Origin of the sequence: Halomonas sp. M1 (assembly GCF_029581375.1) — a bacterium.
In the GTDB taxonomy this organism is placed as follows: domain Bacteria; phylum Pseudomonadota; class Gammaproteobacteria; order Pseudomonadales; family Halomonadaceae; genus Vreelandella.
The window spans coordinates 787,721-807,312 of record NZ_CP121119.1; the positions used below are offsets into that span (position 1 = coordinate 787,721).

Here is a 19,592-nt window from a genome sequence, read left to right on the forward strand (position 1 = left end):
ATATAGCCTAAATAAACGTTAAAAAGAGGAGCCGGGCTGCTTGAGGAATTCGACCTCTTCCGGGGTCGAGGTTCTGCCCAAGACCGCATTGCGATGTGGGTAGCGCCCAAAGCGATCAATAATGGCTTTGTGACGTTTCTCGAACTCTAGATTGCTCTCCAGACCCGGCTGGTTGAAAAGCTGCAGAGCAACGCTATGAATGACCGCTGATTCGCTGTGCATATAAGGCATATAGAGAAAACTGCGTTCCACCGCCGAGAGCGACTGGTCTGCCCCGCTGGCGACCGCCTCCTGGGCCAGCGCCAACGCTAGCGAGTCGCAGGCAAACGAGCGAGCATCGTCGCGGTAGATATTGCGCGAGAACTGATCCAGTACGATAACTTCCGCCAGACGACCGCGCGGCGAACGACGCCACTCAAAGCATTCACAGACGGCGGCTTTGCTCATCACATCGCTAAAGCGTTCAACAATTTGTTGATCCATCTTGGGGTCTTTCTTGAACCATTGGGCTGGCGTCAACTCATGAAACCAAAATGCCAATACGTCTTGAGCTCGCGCATTCATGCTCCGACCCTCCGCAACAGACATATAGAAAAGCGCCGCCACCCAGCGGTGACGGCGCTGATAGGCAAACGTCATTTTAGCCTGTGTTGCGTAAGCCGGCCGCAATGCCCGCCATGGTCACCATTAGCGCGCGAGATAGGTCTGCACTAATGGCGCCATCGGCATCGCGGTTACGCTGCAAAAGCTCCGCTTGTAAGCCGTGAAGCGGGTCGATGTAAGGATTACGCACATCAATTGCCTGGCGAATGAGCGGCGTATTTTCCAGCAATTTCTCCTGCTGGAGGATATCGAGCACAGCCTCTTCCAGCCGTTCAAAACGCTCACGCAGCCTTTTACCCAGGGCTTTTAGCGACGGCTCATCCACCAGCCGATGCTCGTAGTAAGCGGCAATCGCTACATCGGCCTTGGCCAATAGCATCTCAAGCATGTCTAGGTAGGTGCCAAAGAACGGCCATTCATTGCGCATTTCTTGCAACACTTCACGACCGCCGGGCTGCTCTAGCCGCCGCGAAAACGCTTCACCGCTACCCAGCCACGCGGGCAGCATTAAGCGGATCTGCGTCCAGGCGAAAATCCACGGTATCGCTCGCAGGGTTTCCACACCGCCATCTTGGCGGCGCTTAGTAGGCCGTGAGCCCAACGGTAGCCTGCCCAACGCTCCTTCCGGAGTTACCGCACGGAAGTATGGAACGAAGTCAGGATCTTCACGCACCACGCCCACATAAGCGGCATGGGCGACCTTAGCCAACTGATCCATCTCCTCCCGCCAATGGGGCTCAGGCGTACGTGGCGGCAGTAACGTGGCTTCTAGCACCGCACAGGCATAAATTTCCATGGAACGCAGGGCAATATCCGGCTGACCGAACTTAAAGCGAATCATCTCGCCCTGTTCGGTCACTCGCAGGCTACCGTTCACCGAGCCGGGGGGCTGGGAAAGTATCGCCGCGTGGGCCGGACCACCGCCACGGCCAACGGTGCCACCGCGACCGTGGAATAGGGTTAAGTCTACGCTATGCTTTTCGCACACATTCACCAGCGCTTCCTGGGCGCGGTACTGTGCCCAAGCGGCAGCAAGCTGTCCCGCATCTTTCGACGAATCGGAGTAACCGATCATGACTTCTTGGCGGTCATCAATCAGCGCGCGGTAGCCCGGTATCGCCAGCAGCTGATCGATTACCTCACCTGCGTGGTTCAAATCGTTAAGCGTTTCAAACAGCGGCGCAATCGGTAGCGTCACTTGCCCACCGACCTCTTTCATCAGCAGCGCGACGGTGAGTACATCAGAAGGCTCTGCCGCCATGGAGATAATATACGTGCCAAGTGCCTCTGACTGCTCTTGAGCAATCACCTTGAAGGTATCGAGCACTTCACGGGTCTCAGCGGAGCACTCCCAGCGGCGCGGAATCAACGGACGCCGCGAGGCGAGTTCGCCAAGCAAAAACTCTTGGCGTTTGGTTTCATCCCATTCACGGTAGTGACCAAGACCCAGCGCACTGGTCAGCTCTTCAATAACCTGCGCATGGCGGCTCGCTTCTTGGCGCAGGTCGAGCTTGGTGAGGGTGACACCAAATACCGCTACGCGGCGCAGGGTATCCAGCAAGGCGCCGTTGGCGATGGTATCCAGGCCAACATCACACAGCGAGCGGTAGCAGGCTAACAGCGGCGAATAGAGCTGGTCGCGGGTTTCAATAATTGGCCCGCCCTCATAATTGCGACCATCTAACTCAGCTTTGGCCCAGTCCCGCGTTGCTTCCATTCTCGCCAGCAGGCGTTTTAACACCTCCCGATAGGGTTCCGCCACGTCACCTGCTTCTGCTTTCAGGGCACTATTGGCCTTCCACATAGAGAGTTCGGTTTTCAACTGTTCAAGGTCACGCAGGTAGAGATCGGCAGCCATCCAGCGGCCTAGCAGCAATACTTCACGGGTGACCTTCGCCGTCACGTTTGGATTACCATCACGGTCACCGCCCATCCAGGAAGCGTAGCGTATTGGCGCAGCGTCCAACGGAAGGCGCTCCCCGGCCGTTTCCAACAGCAGACTGTCTAGGTCGCGGTGGAAATCCGGTACCGCTTGCCACAGTGAGTTTTCAATCACCGCAAAGCCCCATTTGGCTTCATCCACGGGGGTTGGCCGCTCATGACGGATCTCATCGGTGTGCCAAGCCTGACTAATGAGCTCTTCCAGGCGACCTTGGGCGCGCGCACCCCGCTCTGGGTAGTCTTCAGAGCTTTCAATCGCGGTTAAGCACTCATCAATGGCGTCGTATTTTTGAATTAACGTGCGGCGAATAACTTCTGTTGGGTGTGCTGTTAGTACCAGCTCCACGCGCATATTAGCGAGGGTCTCAACCAACTTTCGCGGGGAATTACCGGCCTTCTGGGCACGATTTAACAGCTCACCCAGCACCGGCTGAGAGCCGGGCTTATAGTCTTCCACCCGGCGAAAGCGCGCCCGGTAGTGCTGCTCGGCAATATTGGCCAGGTTTAGAAACTGGTTGAACGCGCGGGTCACCGGCAACAGATCCCGCTCTGGGAGCTGACGCAGGTACTCAATCAGTTGTCGTTGCTGCAATGAATCGCTTTGGCGACCCCGCTTAGCATGAGCTCGGATGGTTTCGATTTTATCGACAAATGCCTGGCCTAAATCGTCGGCAATGGTACGCCCCAGGCTATCGCCTAAAATACGTACATTATCGCGTAGCGATTCGTGTAGGTCGTGACTCATTGGCATGGCCTCCTTGCGGGGACGCGTTGATAGTTTAAGAGGTTAACTGTTGTTCTTGGCCTTTAGCGGCTTGCCAGTGGGCTTCCATCTCGTCAAGCGATGCCTCGCTGATCGGGCAGTCGTCTTCGGCAAGCGCGCGTTCAACGTAGCGAAAGCGGCGTTCGAATTTACTGTTGGTGGCGCGCAGGCACTGTTCAGGATCGGCTCCCAGAGTGCGCGCTAAATTAGTAACGGCAAATAGTAAATCGCCCACTTCTTCTTGAGCATGCGGGAGGTCATCGGCGGCAAGCGCCTCTTCCACTTCCGCCAGTTCTTCACGAATTTTATCCAGTACTCCGCGGGCATCCGGCCAGTCAAAACCGACCCGGGCAGCGCGTTTGGAAAGCTTGGACGCACGGCTCAGCGCAGGCAGCGTACGCGGCACATCGTCCAGTACCGATACAGCTTGCTGGGCACGCTCGGCGCGTTCACCCGCCTTCAGCGCTTCCCAGCGTGAGTTGACCTGCTGGGTCTGCACATCTTCTGCATTCACCCCCGGCGGACGCCGAGATGCCAGGGTGCCGTCGGGAAACACGTGCGGGTGGCGTCGCAGCATTTTCGCGGTCAGCGTATCGACGATGTCGTGAAAATCAAAACGCTGCTCTTCTGCGCCAAACTGCGCGTAATACACCACTTGAAAGAGCAGGTCGCCTAGCTCGCCGGGCAATTCATCATAGGCACGGCGTTCAATGGCATCGGCAACCTCGTAGGCCTCTTCTAAGGTATGGGGCACAATGCTGTCCCAGTTCTGCTTAATATCCCACGGGCAGCCCTGTTGGGTATCGCGCAACACTTGCATCAGCGTTAACAGGTCATCTAAGCGGTAACGCATTAGGCCCCTCCCTTACGGGTACTTTTCTCTGGATCGGCGTTACGCAATCGGCGCACCTCGGTCACGTTAGGCAGCTGCTGAAGCCGTGAGAAGAGCCGGCCTAGGGATTCAAGACCATCTACTTCCAGGGTAATACGCAGCCGGGCGATACCCTCATCCGTATCGGTCAGGGTATTCACCGCAAGCACATTCACCTTTTCATTGCCCAGAAGCCCCGTGACATCCCGTAGCAGACCTGAACGATCCCAGGCTTGAATTTCAATGGTCACCGGATAGCGGGTATGGGCGCGCTCGCCCCACTCAACTTCGATAATGCGCTGAGGCTCATCCATGCGCAATTGAAGAATATTGGCGCACTCCTGACGGTGCACCGTCACCCCTCGACCCTGGGTAATAAAGCCGACAATAGGTTCACCGGGCACCGGGCTACAGCAGTTCGCCATACTGGTTTTCAGATTGCCCACCCCTAGCACCGTAATATCACTTTGAGTGGCTTTACTGGGCTGGCGGCGTGGCTTAGCCAGTAGCCGATGGAGCTGTTCTTGGTCGTCGGTTTCACCAAATAGCTGCTGAGCTTGGTGAAGCACTTGGCCAATACGTAGATCGCCCGCCCCCAGCGCTGCATACATATCATCAGCGTTTTGGTAGTTAACGGCTTTGGCCAGCTGGATAAGGTCTAGCCCTTCCACATCTAAACGGCGCATTTCCCGCTCGAACAGGGCGCGCCCTTCCTCAAGGTTTTGATCCCGGGCCTGATATTTAAACCACGCTTGTATTTTGGCCCGCGCTCGGGAAGTGCGCACATAGCCCAGGTTTGGGTTGAGCCAGTCGCGGCTTGGGCCACCCTTGGTAGCCGTCAAAATTTCAATCTGCTGGCCGGTTTTTAGCTTATAGGTCAGCGGTACGATACGCCCATTGACCTTGGCACCTCGGCAGCGATGGCCAATTTCAGTGTGCACCCGATAGGCGAAATCGATAGGCGTGGCGATGCGCGGCAGGTCGATGACGTGACCATCCGGGGTAAATACATAGTTGCGATCGGGCGCAACATCGCTTGAGAGTCCTTCGCGAAGATCACCAAAACCGCCCACTTCGTCTTGCCACTCCAATACTTGACGCAGCCAGGCGATTTTCTCTTCGTAGCTGCGGCTTTTTGCATTGGTATCGTGGCCTTTATAGCGCCAGTGGGCACAGACGCCTAGCTCTGCCTCATCGTGCATGGCAAAGGTGCGAATTTGAATCTCGATTACCTTATTATCTGGCCCCATGACAGCGGTATGCAGTGACTGATAGCCGTTTTTCTTAGGGTTGGCGATATAGTCATCAAACTCGTTGGGCACGTGGTGCCAGCATGAGTGAACGATTCCCAGTACGGTATAGCAATCGGTCACTTCTGGTACCAAGATTCGCACTGCACGTACGTCGTGTACCTGGGAAAAGTCGATCCGCTTGCGCTTCATTTTGCGCCAGATGGAGTAGATGTGCTTCGCCCGACCGCTTACGTCGTAACGCAGTATGTTCTGGGCTTCCATCAAGCTTTTGAGGGTTTCCACGACGTCATGGATATAACGGTCACGATCCAGACGTTTTTCGGCCAACAGCCTGGCAATCGCTTTGTAATCGTCTTCATGCAGGTAGCGAAACGAGAGGTCTTCAAGCTCCCATTTAATTTGGCCAATCCCCAAACGGTGGGCAAGCGGCGCATAGATGTCGGCCACTTCACGGGCAACTTGCAGGCATTTTTCCCGGGGCGCATCTTTGACTTGGCGCAGCGCACAGGTGCGTTCAGCAATTTTAATCAGCGCGACGCGCACATCACCCACCATGTTAACCAGCATTTTGCGCAGGTTTTCCTGCTGATTGTGCTGGCCCATGGCATGGTTGGGTGTCAATGGATAGCTAATAGCCGCCATTTGTAAAACACCGTCGATGAGCTGGGCGACTTCACTGCCAAAACGCTTGGTCACTGCGTCTATACTGAGTAGCCCTTCGCGCACCGCACGGTAGAGTACGGCGGCCTCAAGGGTTGTCTGGTCAAGCTTAAGCTCAGCCAGTATGTCGGCCATCTCAAGCCCCATACGAAAACTAGAGCCTGCCGAGAGCCACACGCGGTGAGTATTAGGTGCCTCGCGCTCTAACTGCTCGGCCAGTTCGCAGGCTTGCAGCAGCCTCTCGGGTTCACGTAGGCGCACATCTTCTTGAAGGCGCGTTAACCATTGTTGTATGTCCACTTTTCCGCTTTGAGTGAGCGGTTGGTCTTCACGCACTTTCACCATGGCAATATCATCCTTTCAGGGTGACGGCGTTCGCCGGGCCGCCACCGAGGCTTGATGCAATGGGCAAACTAGCCCCCGTATTCAAACAGCATCAGCGTTTCCATATGAGCAGTGTGCAGGAACATATCTGCTACCGCTACTTGCTTGACGCGGTAACCTGCATGCACAAGGTGTGCCGCATCCCGGGCTAGGGTTGCCGGATCGCAGGAAACGTAAGCCACTTTGGGCACTTTGTATCGGCCTAAGGCTTGGCAAATCGCTTCTGCCCCACTACGCGGCGGATCAAGCACCAGCGCCTCTATTGACTGCTCACTTAATAAGGCATGTACCGTTTTTACGTCGCTTAAATCTGCCTGTTGGACAGTAACGGCAAGCTGATTTAGACGAGCATTGGCGGCGATGCGCTCAACCATCGCGGGATTACCCTCCACGGCATGCACCTTGGCCCCTGCCGCTGCTAAAGGAAGGCTAAAGTTGCCTATTCCCGCAAACAGATCAGCGACCCGCTGCCCCTGGACTGGAGAGAGCCATTCAGCCACCTGGGCCACCATTTTTTGATTGACCTCCGCGTTGACCTGAAGGAAATCACCGGGCGCAAACTGTAAGTTTAGAGCAGATTTTGCCTGGGCATTGCCCAAGTCGCTCTCTGATGCAGTGGGCGTTAGCGTATCTATCAATTGCGGTGCTGCACCATACCAGTGCAGTGATGGGCCTTCGCGCCCTAACCATGCACCTAAACTTACCTGCTGCTGATCAGCAAAACGCTGCCAGCGGGCGTTATCTTGAGCGTGCTCCTTTAACTGGCGAACCAGGAGTAGCGTGGTATCTTCCGTGGCGACAAGCTCAATATGGCCCACTTGGCGCGGCGCTTCTAACGTGGCTAGCAGCTGCCGTAAAGGCCCTATTAGCGCCTGCAACTGCGGCACCAGCACATGGCACTGCTGAATATCCACCAAGCGGTGGCTATGGGGCGCACGAAAGCCAAGCAGCACGCTGCCACTCCCGTCGACTTTAACCCCCAGCCGTGCCCGCCGCCGATAGCTTTCATGGCTACCGTTAATCGCGGCGATGGACTCAAGCGTAATGCCCTGTCGGGCCATTAATTCGGTTACTACTTCGCGCTTATGGGCACGCTGCGCGTTGATATCTAAATGCTGCAGATCGCAGCCACCGCACTGACCAAAATGGGGGCACGGCGGCACCACACGTTGCGCAGAGGTAGTGAGCTGCGTTTTGATATGCGCTTCATCAAAACGTTTGCGCGTCACGTGCACCCCTACCACTACTTGCTCACCGGGCAGCGCCTGGCTAACAAATACGGTTTTACCCGCTGCGTTATGGGCGACACCACGCCCGTCATGGGCTAAACGCTCAATGACCAGCGGTGCGGAGGCATCACTTTTTACGGCATCGCTCGGTTGCGGTGCTTTACCGCTAGGCGTACGCGCCAAGCCCGAGTGCCCTGAGGCGGGGCGGGGGGGCCGCCGCTTTCCCAACATCGCCATCTATACCTCCGGGGCAAACAGGCCTGTTGAGAGATAACGATCACCACGGTCGCACACAATAAACACAATAACCGCATTCTCCGTTTGTTCAGCAATACGCAGTGCGCCCGCTAAGCTACCGCCCGATGAAACCCCAGCAAGAATACCCTCTTCACGGGCTAAACGACGCATATTTTGCTCCGCTTCCTGCTGGCCAATATCGAGCGTGACATCTACTCGGGGCGCTTCAAAAATAGCCGGCAAGTACTCCGCTGGCCAGCGGCGAATGCCGGGAATGCTGGCACCGTCAGCGGGCTGAAGCCCAACGATTTGAATCGCTTCGTTCTGCTCTTTAAGATAGCGGGAAACCCCCATAATGGTGCCAGTGGTGCCCATCGAACTAACAAAGTGCGTCACCTCGCCGCCGGTTTGCTGCCAAACCTCGGGGCCGGTTGTGCGGTAATGCGCCAGTGGGTTATCTGGATTGGCAAACTGGTTTAGTGGCTTGCCCTCGCCTCTGGCTATCATCGCATCGGCAATATCCCGCGCCTCTTCCATACCGCCTTCTTTACTGGCAGAAATCAGCTTAGCGCCATAAGCCGCCATGGCCTGCTTACGCTCAGCCGAGGCATTTTCAGGCATCACCAACACCATGTTGTAGCCTTTTATGGCTGCCGCCATGGCAAGAGCTATCCCCGTATTACCCGATGTTGCTTCGATTAACGTATCGCCTGGCGTAATTTCTCCACGCGCTTCGGCTTCACTGAGCATCGAAAGTGCCGGGCGGTCTTTAACAGAACCCGCCGGGTTATTGCCTTCCAGCTTGGCTAGCAACGTATTGTTGCGGCCAGCGGTAATTCGCTTTAAGCGCACAAGGGGCGTATTGCCAACCACATCTTCTAACGTGGGATAATTCATCTTACGTTCCTTATCGTAACCGTTATGCTGCATTATATCGGTGCTGCCTGTGAGTGGACAGGCAACCTCATTGAATCAACGAGCTTCTTACATGTCTTTGAACACGCGCCTGCTGTTTGCCCTACTGGGTTTTCCTCTGCTGGTCTACGCCTTCATGGCCATCTTGCTGGTGGTACAGAGCGACCTGACTGGCCGTGAGGTACTCAAAGAGCGCCTGGTTAGCGCTGGCGAACTGACTGCCCCGAGCCTGGGCAGTGCAATGATCGATGGCGACCTCCAACGCCTTGAAGATATTGCTAGGCAGCTCCTAGAGCACCGAGGTTTTCGCGCCGTTACGCTGTTTGATGAACAAGGTAATCGTCTCTTAGTGCTTGGCCGCTCTATGCCCCCGCCCCCACGCCTCCATGCGCCTGATGCCACATCTGTGACTCAGGAAGAGGAAGTCTGGCGACTGCAGGTGCCACTCACCGCGCACTCTAGTGATCACACAAGCCGCTCGGGCACTGGCTGGCTAGAGGCCGAAATGGAAACGCGGGCGCTTACGTTAGAGCGCTATAAAAAAATCGCCAGTTTCAGTTTAGGCGGCATGCTGCTGGGCTTACTGCTTTTTTTGATCGCCTATGCTATCAGCCGCTATACCACCCGCCCCATCGAAGAAGCCAACCAAGCGCTTTACCGTTTATCTCGAGGGGATTATCGACTGTATTTGTCGGAGGCAAATCCCCGCGAGCTTAAACAGCTCACCGGGCATATTAATAGCCTAGCTGAGCACTTACAGCAGGCGCAGCAGGATATGCAGAACCAAATCGAGCAGGCCACCAGTGAGCTTCAAGAGTCCATGGAGACCATTGAAGAACAAAATATCAAGCTCGACCTTGCTCACCGCAGCGCCCTGCGCGCCAACGCGGTGAAATCGGAATTTTTAGCCAACATGAGCCATGAAATTCGCACGCCGCTCAATGGCATTATCGGCTTTTGTCGTTTACTCGGCCGTTCAACGCTGGATGCCCGCCAACAGGAGTGGCTAGAGCACGTTCACCGGGCGTGCGATAACTTGCTTATGCTGGTTAATGATGTGCTCGACTTTTCCAAGCTGGAAGCCGACCGGCTTACCTTAGAAGAGGTTGAGGTGGATGTTGTCGCGCTGGTCGATGAAGTCGTTGGTCTCTACGCTCCGGAAGCCCAGCGGAAACGTCTCCATCTGGTCGCGATGGTTTACGATGATGTACCTACGCCGCTGTGCGGCGACCCACTACGTATTCATCAGGTGCTCAGCAACCTTATCAGCAATGCTTTAAAATTCACCACGAAAGGAGAAGTCATTGTTCGGGTGATGCTAGACACTCTGGAAGGCCGGCATGTGGTGCTGAATATTAGCGTCAGCGATACAGGCATTGGGTTAAGCAATGAGCAGCAAAAGCAGTTATTTAGCGCGTTTTCGCAAGCTGAGCCTAGTCACTCGCGCCAATTTGGTGGCAGCGGCCTGGGCTTAACCATCTGTCGGCAGCTGATTGAGCGCATGGGGGGAACAATTAGCGTCAACAGTGAGCTTGGCCACGGTGCCACGTTCTCTTTTACGCTTCCTTTGCTGGCGCATTTAGCCGACGAACGGCTGCCCGAAATAGCCTTGGCAAACCCCACCATACGAATCCACGAACCCCACCTCGCTACTCGCCATGTGCTTGAACACCTGCTAGAGCGATGGGGGGCCAATCCAGTGACGTTTATTGAAGCCGGAAATGAAGAGCTAATCATTTTAGGGCTAGAAGCCGAAGACTTTGCAGGCGATCGCAAAACCTACTGGCAATCTGTCATTGCCGAAACGCTTTGCCCGACATTGATACTGGCTAACACCTCCAGTTTGGATTTACCTCAATGGGTGCTGCCAAACGGCGGTGAGATGTTGTGTAAGCCCTTTACCCGCGCACAGTTGGTCACCACCATTAAGCAACTGTTACAACCCAGCCAACCAGTACAGATTAACTCCCCAACGACGGTACGCACGCTGCCTTTATTGTTGCTAAATATTCTTATCGTGGATGACAACACCCCTAATCGTGAGCTGTTAAAAGCCATGCTGGAGAATGAGCATATTAAGATCGCGCTCGCCGCAAGCGGCCAGGAAGCGCTTGAGTATGCTCGCCAGGAAACCGCTGATTTAGTACTCATGGATATTCGCATGCCAGAGATGGATGGCGTTCAAACCACCAAAGCGCTCCGCCGTATCAACAATAGCTGGGCGCGCTGCCCGATTATTGCGGTTACGGCCCATGCGCTTGGCAGCGAGCGACAACAGTGGCTAACAGAGGGGTTAGACGATGTACTGATCAAGCCGGTGGACGAAGCGCAGCTTCAGCAACTCTTGCAACGCTTTTTAGGCGTTGCACCGCTGGCACAGAAAACTCACATTGAGCCGAGTGCTGCCCAGGCGTTGCCGCCGGCACCCGGTAAGCTCCCCGTTATTGACTTAGTGCTAGGCACACGCTTAGCAGGGGGTAAAGAGCATCTAGCTAGAGAGCAGTTAAAACGTTTAGTCGATAGTCTGGCGGAGAGCCAGCAAAAGATGCGCAGTGCCTACGAAGCACACGACTTAACGACGCTGTTAGACTGGGTGCACGGCTTAAACGGCGCCAGCCGCTATTGTGGCGCCCCAGAGCTAGCGTTGCTGGTGGAAAGCTTAGAGACGCGCCTGCGCACCAGCGGTTTAAATAACGCTGAAGGCTTACTTAATGAGCTATACAACGCCATGGAGCGACTCCAGGCCCAGCGCGATACCTTGGTTAGGCCCTAGGCTTCGAGAATCACAAAAGCCACTGCGTAGTCCGCCTCATCGCTAAGGGTTACATGAGCGGTGGTCGCGCCGCTGGCTTGAAACAGGCGCTGTGCTTCGCCGGTCAGTACGAAGCTTGGCTTACCTAATGCGTCATTGACGACTTGGATATCGCTCCACTGCATACCGCTGCGCAAACCAAGCCCAAGGGCTTTTACGAAGGCCTCTTTAGCAGCGAAACGCTTAGCTAGATAGGCCTCCGGCTCACCTTTTTGACGCCAAACGGCTTGCTCTTGAGACCCTAGAATGCGCGCTGCAAAACGTGGCCCATGTCGCTGGATAGCGCGAGCAAAGCGTTCTACCCGCGCAATATCAGAACCAATACCCACAATCACTGATTAACACCCATGCTCATAGATCAATGCCCACAACAGCCGCTGTGCTGATGGTCATGCTCGTGTTCGTGCTCATGGGCATCTAACGCCGCCATTAAACCTGCTTCTTGGCCTGCGATGATTAAGCGTTTCATCTCTTGCACGGCCTCTTTTAGCCCTACAAACAGTGCTCTAGCAATAATCGCGTGACCAATGTTCAACTCGTTAACTCCGGGTAATGCCGCAATAGCTTCAACGTTGTGGTAGTGCAGACCATGGCCGGCGTTTACCACTAAGCCTAAAGACACCGCGTGAATCGCCGCAGTACTTAGGCGCTCATATTCAGCATTAGCCGTTTCACTGCCTGGTTGTGCTTCTGCATAGGCACCTGTATGCAGTTCAATGGTAGGTACACCGGCGCGAACGGCGGCATCAATCTGCGCCTCATCGGGATCAATAAAGAGAGAGACATCGCAGCCAGCCGCCTTAAGGCGCTTACAGGCGTTGGCAATCAGCTCAAACCCGCCGACTACGTCCAAGCCACCTTCGGTAGTGAGCTCTTCGCGCTTTTCGGGCACCAGACATACATGCGCGGGGCGTATCTCTTCTGCCAGCGCAAGCATCTCTTCGGTGACGGCCATCTCCAAGTTCATACGCGTATTGAGCATTTCAGCCAATAAACGCACATCCCTGGGCTGTATGTGGCGCCGGTCTTCACGTAGATGCACCGTAATACCGTCAGCCCCTGCCTCTTCGGCGAGAAGTGCTGCCTGCACGGGGTCTGGGTAGCGAGTGCCACGCGCTTGGCGCAGCGTCGCAATATGGTCAATGTTAACGCCCAATAAAATCCTCGGGGGGTGCATACCATGTCTCCAATAATGTGCAGCTGATATTCGCTAACTGAGTAGTGCCTAAAAAGTAGCGCCTAAAAAGGGGTGTTTAACGCTGTCGACGGCGGGCTAAATCGAGCATCAGCTCTCTTGAGCGCAGTGCAGTTGCACCCAAATGAGGCGCAAGCGCTGCCCGCATTACCGCTTTTAAAGCGCTGGCTAACCCTGTTGACTGCCAATCGCCCTGCTCAATGTAACGCAGTGTGCGCCCTTCGATCCCCTGCTCAGCAGGTTGAAAAGCACGGCTTAACGCATCAAAGCGGTAGCGGGTTTGTGGGTCCAGCGGATGACCTTCCGGCGAACAAAAACGCGGCGTCGCCTCTAAAACCTCAAGCAGCGCCCACTCAAACCTGCGCAAACCAAGGGCACGCTCGGCGGGCGTAGGCAGCGCTTCTAACAAAGCACTGTAGTAGGCAAATACTTCCTGGGCGCTTAACTCCAGGGGAAGTAGCCGTGTCGCAATCTCATTGGCATAGAGGCCGCAAAGCAGCCCTTCGCCTGCTAGCAGCGCTGTTTGCCCACGGGACTCCATCAGGGTTAACCGTTTAAGCTCCTGCTCACCCCGCCAAGCCACGAATAGCGGGGTAAACGGCTGCAGACGCTGGCGAGATTTAGAGCCGGGCCGCTGCCCTCCGTGGGCAACAGCGCGGATACGCCCGTGATTAAGCGTTAAAAGATCCACCAGCGCACTGGTTTCACGGTAAGCCCTGCGGTGCAGTAAAAACGCGGGCTCCGCCGACATTGCAGCACTCAATCGAGGTCGTAACCCAAGCTTTTCAGTGCGCGCTCGTCATCCGACCAGCCGCGCTTCACTTTCACCCACAGGTTAAGCATTACCTTGGTACCCAGCGCTCGCTCCATATCCAAACGCGCTTCGCGGCCAATGCTCTTGATTCGATCACCGTTTTCGCCAATCAGAATCACTTTTTGCCCCTGGCGCTCAACAAGTATCAGCGCGCTGATGTGGGTAACGCGCTCGGTCTCGCGGAACTCTTCTATTTCAACGGTCATCTGGTACGGTAGCTCATCACCCAACTGGCGCATCACTTTTTCACGCACCAGCTCGGCTGCCATAAAGCGCAGGCTCTTATCGGTGATTTGGTCTTCGGGGAAAAAGTGAATACTTTCCGGCAGATGCTTCGCCACTTCTTCTTCTAGCGTGTCTACCTGGGTACCGTGCTTGGCGGAAATGGGTACCACTGCCGCAAACTCACGGCGGGCGCCCACTTCAGCCAGCCAAGGCAGTAGATCGCTTTTATCAGTGAGGCGATCCACTTTATTAACCGCCAAAATGACCGGCGCCTTCACGTGTTCTAAGCGCTTCAATACCGCTTGGTCTTCCTCGGTCCAGCGGGTGCGGTCGATAATAAACACCACACAGTCGACATCGCGCAGCGCCTGGGTGGCTGCTTGGTTCATAAAGCGATTAATGGCTTTATTGCGGTCTTTGGACATAATGTGCATGCCCGGCGTATCCACATAAATAAACTGGGTCTCATCAACCGTTTTAATCCCCATTACCTGGTGGCGAGTGGTTTGCGGCCGCCGCGAGGTAATAGAGATCTTTTGCCCTAGAATTCGATTCATGAGGGTTGATTTGCCTACGTTGGGCCGACCAACGATGGCCACGAATCCGCAGGTTTGGCTCATGATTTATCTCCAGGATTTTTTTCAAGGTGGGAAAGGGCTTCTTCAGCTGCCTGCTGTTCCGCATGGCGGCGGCTAGGGCCTTTACCCGTGGTATGCTCGCTCAACAAATCAATGTAGCACTCCACGGTAAAGGTCTGGGCATGCGCCTCTCCCTTTACAGAGACCACTTCATAGCGCGGCAGCGCCGCTTGGCGCGACTGCAAGAACTCTTGTAAGCGTGTTTTAGGATCTTTCTGGGTGTCTTGCAATGAGATACTCTCTAGGCGCTCAGCGTACCAAGCCATCACACGCTCGCGAACAGTATCCATACCCGCATCAAGATAAATCGCCCCAATCACGGCCTCAACGGCATCCGCTAGAATGGACTCGCGGCGGTGGCCACCGCTTTTCATTTCGCCAGAGCCTAGCCGCAAGCACTCGCCAAAGGCCATCTCGCGAGCTAACTCCGCCAGGGTTTGCCCCTTCACCAGACGGGCACGCAAACGTGACAACTGCCCTTCTCTGGCCTGGGGAAATCGTTGAAACAGCGCTTCAGCAATCACAAAGTTGACGATAGAGTCACCTAAAAATTCCAGGCGCTCATTGTTACGACCACCGTAGCTACGATGCGTCATGGCCAGTTCCAAAAGCGAGTGGTCGCCAAAGGTATGGCCGATTCGTCGGCAAAAAGCGGTTAAGGGATTACTCACAGTGCTCCTACGTCATTGACGTTAACTAAGATAACCACACTATCGGCTTGCAACATAATCGACTTGCAACATAATCGGTTTGCAACATATACAGCGTCACTCAATACGACGCACGCTGGAGAAACTGGGTAGCCCGCCATCCCAATGCATCCAAACTGCAAAGGCACGCCCAACGATGTTCTCTTCCGGCACAAAGCCCCAGTAGCGGCTATCGTTGGAGTGGTCTCGGTTATCCCCCATGGTGAAGTAGTGACCTTCAGGCACGACAACTTCGCGCATTTGCGGACCAGGGTCGCGGGGATTGTTATAAATATAGTGGCTAACGCTACCCAGGCGCTCTTCTAACAGTAGCTGCTGAGGCGAGCGTTCAGGCCCCTCTTCAATCAGCGATTTGCCAACCGGCTCACCATTAATATATAGCTGCTTACCCTCATAACGGACACTGTCGCCGGGCAGCCCGACAACTCGCTTAATGAAGTTAACGGCTGGCTCGTCGGGGAAGCGAAATACCATCACATCGCCCCTCTCCGGGTCATCCACTTCAAAAAAGCGGTTATGCACTACGGGTAGACGCAGCCCATAGGCGAATTTATTCACAAGAATAAAATCACCTACCTCAAGGGTAGGCTTCATCGATCCCGAGGGGATTTGAAACGGCTCAACAATAAAGCTGCGTACCACCAGGACGACCAAAAGCACAGGGAAAAAAGAGCGCGAATAATCGACCGGCCAGGGCTCTTTTAACAGCTTTTCACGGGTGGGCGCATCCAGCCCATCAGTAGTTGCCGCTTCAGCAGTGGCAACGCGTTGACGTCGTTTAGGGCGAAGCCAAAGCACATCCAGCAAGTAGACGAAGCCCGAAATTGCAACAGCCAGTACCAGTAGTAATGAAAAATCCATGGGGGGGTTAGATTCCCTAGTCGTTAACCTTGAGCACAGCAAGGAAGGCATCCTGGGGAATTTCAACGCGCCCCACTTGTTTCATTCGCTTCTTACCGGCTTTCTGTTTCTCAAGCAGTTTCTTTTTACGGCTTACATCGCCGCCATAACATTTGGCCGTCACGTTTTTACGAAGCGCTTTCACCGTTGAGCGAGCGACGACCTGCCCGCCGATGGCCGCTTGAATAGCCACATCAAACATCTGCCGAGGAATAAGCTCTTTCATCTTCTCCACTAGCAGACGACCACGGTTATGGGCATGGTCGCGATGGATAATAACGGCCAACGCATCGACTTTGTCACCGTTGATCAATACATCCAGGCGAACCAGCTTGGCCACTTCGAAACGCTCAAAGTTATACTCCAGAGACGCATAGCCACGGGAAATCGACTTTAAGCGATCGAAGAAGTCCATGACCACCTCAGACATAGGCAGCTCGTAGGCCAACTGGATTTGATTACCCAAAAACTGCATATCCCACTGCGTACCACGACGCTGTTCGCACTCGGCAATCACGTTACCCACGTACTCTTGAGGCACCAGGATGCTGGCACGCACGATAGGTTCACGCATCTCGTCCACGTCGGCCATATCAGGCAATTTAGACGGGTTGGAGATGTAGCACACATCGCCATTTTTCATGGCTAATTCATAAACAACCGTGGGTGCGGTGGTAAGCAGGTCAATATCATATTCACGTTCAAGCCGCTCCTGGATAATCTCCATGTGCAGCGTGCCAAGAAAGCCCACGCGAAAGCCAAAGCCAAGAGCATCAGAGTTTTCCGGCTCATATTCTAACGAGGCATCGTTAAGCGCGAGTTTTTCAAGTGCATCACGAAAGTCTTCGTAATCATCTGCACTGACCGGGAACATACCTGCATAAACCTGGGGCTTAACTTTTTGGAAACCTGGCAGGCGTGGAACGTCGGGCGTTTTGGTATGGGTAATAGTGTCACCCACCGGCGCCCCGTGAATCTCTTTAATACCGGCGACAATAAAACCTACTTCACCAGCACGTAAAATGTCGGTCTGCTTCCGTTGAGGAGTGAAGATACCCACTTCTGTGGCACCCCAGTCGCGGCCTGTCGATTTGATGCGGATCTTATCGCCTTTACGCAGCGTGCCATCAAATAACCTAACCAGCGAAACAACCCCCAAATAGTTATCAAACCAGGAGTCGATAATCAGCGCTTGCAGTGGCGCATCTGGGTCGCCTTTCGGTGGCGGAATATCGCGAACTAACCGTTCAAGCAGAGCATCGATACCAATTCCGCTTTTAGCTGATACTTGGCAGGCATCAGTCGCATCAAGACCGATAATCTCTTCGATCTCCTGGGCAACCTTGTCACAGTCCGCTTGGGGTAAATCGATTTTGTTTAGTACAGGTAGGACTTCAAGTCCCTGCTCAATAGCGGTATAGCAGTTGGCGACCGATTGAGCCTCTACACCCTGCGCAGCATCCACCACCAGCAATGCACCTTCACAAGCATAGAGCGAGCGAGAAACCTCGTAAGAAAAATCAACGTGGCCAGGCGTATCGATAAAGTTAAGCTGATACACCTGCCCATCGGCAGCGGTGTAATCTAGCGTGACCGACTGAGCTTTAATGGTAATCCCACGTTCGCGCTCAATGTCCATGGAGTCGAGCACTTGCTCTTTAAGTTCACGCTCGGTTAAACCTTCGCAGGTTTGAATCAAACGATCTGATAGCGTCGACTTACCATGATCGATATGGGCGATGATGGAGAAATTTCTAATATGCTTAAGCTTTCCGCTGGAAACGTCTTGAGACATCGAGTGTGCTCTACCTTATGGGTGCGCAAGTGGTGATTGGCTCTATTTGGCCAACGAGCGCAGGCCATAGTATTTGCCCGCACCACCAAATTGCCAATGTTCGTCAAAAAGATAAGCGCTATTGTAGCGATATGCGCGGGATAGGAACAGCAGTCCGGCGAGAACCGCCGGACTGGAAGGATATTAGAGGGGTTACTCTAGGCGTAAAGCTACAAACAGTGAGCGCCCATCGCGGTATAGGCGTAGCGGAATAGCACGGTCACTGGGCAGTTCTTCAACGATGCGCAGCAGCTCATCAGCGGAGGACACACTGCGATGATCGATACTCACCAGCACATCGCCCGGGCGTAGGCCAGCCTGGGCGGCCACGCTATTGGCTTCAACCTGACGAACCTCAACGCCGCCGCTAATATTTAAACGCTCGCGGGTAGCTTCATCAATTTCTGCTACCGAAACCCCTAAACGCGCCTGATCATTACTGCCGGACGGCCGTTGAACTGCTTCGGAATCCGGCCAGTTGCCGAGTTCAACCGTTTCAGTCACCTGCTCGCCATCGCGCATAAGCGTAAGCTCTACTTCCCGCCCTGGTGCTACACGGCCAATTAAGCGCGGCAAGGTGCTGGAACGATCAACTTCTTCACCGTTGACTTCTACCACTACATCGCCAGCCTGAAGGCCGCCTTGGGCCGCAGGGCCTTCAGGGTCGAGGTCGGCAATCAGCGCACCAATCGCTTCATCCATGCCAAAAGATTCGGCTAAGTCCCTGGAAACAGGCTGAATCATCACGCCCAGCCAGCCACGACTGACCTGACCATCTTCACGCAGTTGGTCAGCCACATCCATAGCAACGTTGATAGGGATGGCAAAAGAGAGCCCCATGAAGCCGCCGCTGCGGGTAAATATTTGCGAGTTGATCCCAACTACTTCGCCCTGAAGGTTAAACAGTGGACCGCCTGAGTTACCAGGGTTAATCGCCACATCGGTTTGAATAAAGGGAACGTAAGCGTCACGTGGCAGCGTACGATTAATCGCGCTAACAATACCGGCAGTGACCGAGTAGTCGAAGCCAAACGGTGAGCCAATGGCGGCGACCCACTCACCTACTCTAAGCTCGTCTGAATCACCCAGATTCAGTACAGGGAGATTATTAGCATCGATTTTGAGCAGCGCGACATCCGTTTGGCTGTCACTGCCAATCAGTTCTGCAGTCAGCTCACGGCGGTCGTTCAAGCGAACCAATATCTCATCGGCATCCTGCACCACATGCGCGTTCGTGAGCACATAGCCATCTGCACTAATCACAAAGCCCGACCCTAGGGATTGGCGCTCCTGGCTTCTTCCCTGGCTGCCCCCAGGCGGCATGGGAAAGCTATCGCCAAAGAAGTGCCGAAATATTTCGGGAAGTTCTTGTCCACCAAACCCATGCCCAGCAGGCCCGCCGCGCTGGATGGTTCGGCTAGTGGAAATATTCACAACACCAGGAGCTGCATCTTCAACCAGCTCAGTGAAGTCTGGAAGGCTTTGCGCATGGGCAGTTTGGCCCATCATAAGTAGCGCAACTAAGCATAGCCACAGGGTAGAGGGAAGAACCAAGCGCTTCATGCAACAGCTCCTAGTCAAGCAAACACCATACGAAGGGGAAGCAAC

The 19,592-nt window shown here is 54.7% G+C and carries 15 protein-coding genes; 1 reads left to right on the plus strand and 14 read right to left on the minus strand.

Annotated elements, in window-relative coordinates; all coding sequences use genetic code 11:
• Positions 1–18: 18 nt before the first annotated feature.
• From P8S54_RS03555 to cysM, 6 genes are all read right to left on the minus strand, one after another.
• On the minus strand, positions 19–564 hold the full coding sequence (locus P8S54_RS03555) for a DUF924 family protein (protein ID WP_281444057.1): 546 nt from the start codon (positions 562–564) through the stop codon (positions 19–21).
• A gap of 76 nt (positions 565–640) precedes the next feature.
• Complete coding sequence (ppc, locus tag P8S54_RS03560; protein ID WP_281443266.1) at positions 641–3,289, minus strand: phosphoenolpyruvate carboxylase; 2,649 nt, start codon at positions 3,287–3,289, stop codon at positions 641–643.
• A gap of 34 nt (positions 3,290–3,323) precedes the next feature.
• Positions 3,324–4,160 (minus strand): nucleoside triphosphate pyrophosphohydrolase, encoded by an 837-nt coding sequence (gene mazG / locus P8S54_RS03565; RefSeq protein WP_281443267.1) that lies wholly within the window; start codon positions 4,158–4,160, stop codon positions 3,324–3,326.
• The gene (gene relA, locus P8S54_RS03570) at positions 4,160–6,436 is read right to left on the minus strand and encodes a GTP diphosphokinase (RefSeq protein ID WP_281443268.1); all 2,277 of its coding nucleotides are present in this window, start codon (positions 6,434–6,436) and stop codon (positions 4,160–4,162) included. Before relA ends, mazG begins: the two co-directional genes overlap by 1 nt.
• Before the next feature lie 68 nt (positions 6,437–6,504).
• Positions 6,505–7,941: a 23S rRNA (uracil(1939)-C(5))-methyltransferase RlmD gene (gene rlmD / locus P8S54_RS03575; RefSeq protein ID WP_281443269.1), complete on the minus strand. Its 1,437-nt coding sequence runs from the start codon at positions 7,939–7,941 to the stop codon at positions 6,505–6,507.
• The gene (cysM, locus tag P8S54_RS03580) at positions 7,942–8,838 is read right to left on the minus strand and encodes a cysteine synthase CysM (RefSeq protein WP_281443270.1); all 897 of its coding nucleotides are present in this window, start codon (positions 8,836–8,838) and stop codon (positions 7,942–7,944) included.
• 91 nt (positions 8,839–8,929) lie between these two features.
• On the opposite strand from cysM, the gene P8S54_RS03585 reads away from it, so the two are divergent.
• Positions 8,930–11,629 carry an ATP-binding protein gene (locus P8S54_RS03585; protein ID WP_281443271.1) on the plus strand — a complete coding sequence of 900 codons (2,700 nt, stop codon included), beginning with the start codon at positions 8,930–8,932 and terminating at the stop codon, positions 11,627–11,629.
• Here the strand turns inward: P8S54_RS03585 and acpS are convergent.
• The 8 genes from acpS to P8S54_RS03625 all read right to left on the minus strand — a co-directional run bounded on the left by acpS (position 11,626) and on the right by P8S54_RS03625 (position 19,547).
• Entirely contained in the window at positions 11,626–12,003 is a 378-nt protein-coding gene (gene acpS / locus P8S54_RS03590) for a holo-ACP synthase (RefSeq protein WP_281443272.1), read from the minus strand. The two genes, P8S54_RS03585 and acpS, sit on opposite strands and share 4 nt — an antisense overlap.
• A 23-nt stretch (positions 12,004–12,026) precedes the next feature.
• On the minus strand, positions 12,027–12,845 hold the full coding sequence (gene pdxJ / locus P8S54_RS03595; protein ID WP_281443273.1) for a pyridoxine 5'-phosphate synthase: 819 nt from the start codon (positions 12,843–12,845) through the stop codon (positions 12,027–12,029).
• A gap of 76 nt (positions 12,846–12,921) precedes the next feature.
• Complete coding sequence (gene recO, locus P8S54_RS03600; RefSeq protein ID WP_281443274.1) at positions 12,922–13,614, minus strand: DNA repair protein RecO; 693 nt, start codon at positions 13,612–13,614, stop codon at positions 12,922–12,924.
• Between the two features lie 8 nt (positions 13,615–13,622).
• Positions 13,623–14,522 carry a GTPase Era gene (gene era, locus P8S54_RS03605; protein WP_009099393.1) on the minus strand — a complete coding sequence of 300 codons (900 nt, stop codon included), beginning with the start codon at positions 14,520–14,522 and terminating at the stop codon, positions 13,623–13,625.
• Complete coding sequence (gene rnc / locus P8S54_RS03610; protein WP_009099391.1) at positions 14,519–15,211, minus strand: ribonuclease III; 693 nt, start codon at positions 15,209–15,211, stop codon at positions 14,519–14,521. The genes era and rnc overlap by 4 nt, the downstream gene beginning before the upstream one ends.
• A 96-nt stretch (positions 15,212–15,307) precedes the next feature.
• Positions 15,308–16,111 carry a signal peptidase I gene (gene lepB, locus P8S54_RS03615; RefSeq protein ID WP_009099388.1) on the minus strand — a complete coding sequence of 268 codons (804 nt, stop codon included), beginning with the start codon at positions 16,109–16,111 and terminating at the stop codon, positions 15,308–15,310.
• A 16-nt stretch (positions 16,112–16,127) separates the two neighbouring features.
• Positions 16,128–17,945, minus strand: a complete 1,818-nt coding sequence (lepA, locus tag P8S54_RS03620) for a translation elongation factor 4 (protein ID WP_281443275.1) — start codon at positions 17,943–17,945, stop codon at positions 16,128–16,130.
• A 192-nt stretch (positions 17,946–18,137) separates the two neighbouring features.
• Positions 18,138–19,547, minus strand: a complete 1,410-nt coding sequence (locus P8S54_RS03625; protein WP_281443276.1) for a DegQ family serine endoprotease — start codon at positions 19,545–19,547, stop codon at positions 18,138–18,140.
• Positions 19,548–19,592: the final 45 nt, after the last annotated feature.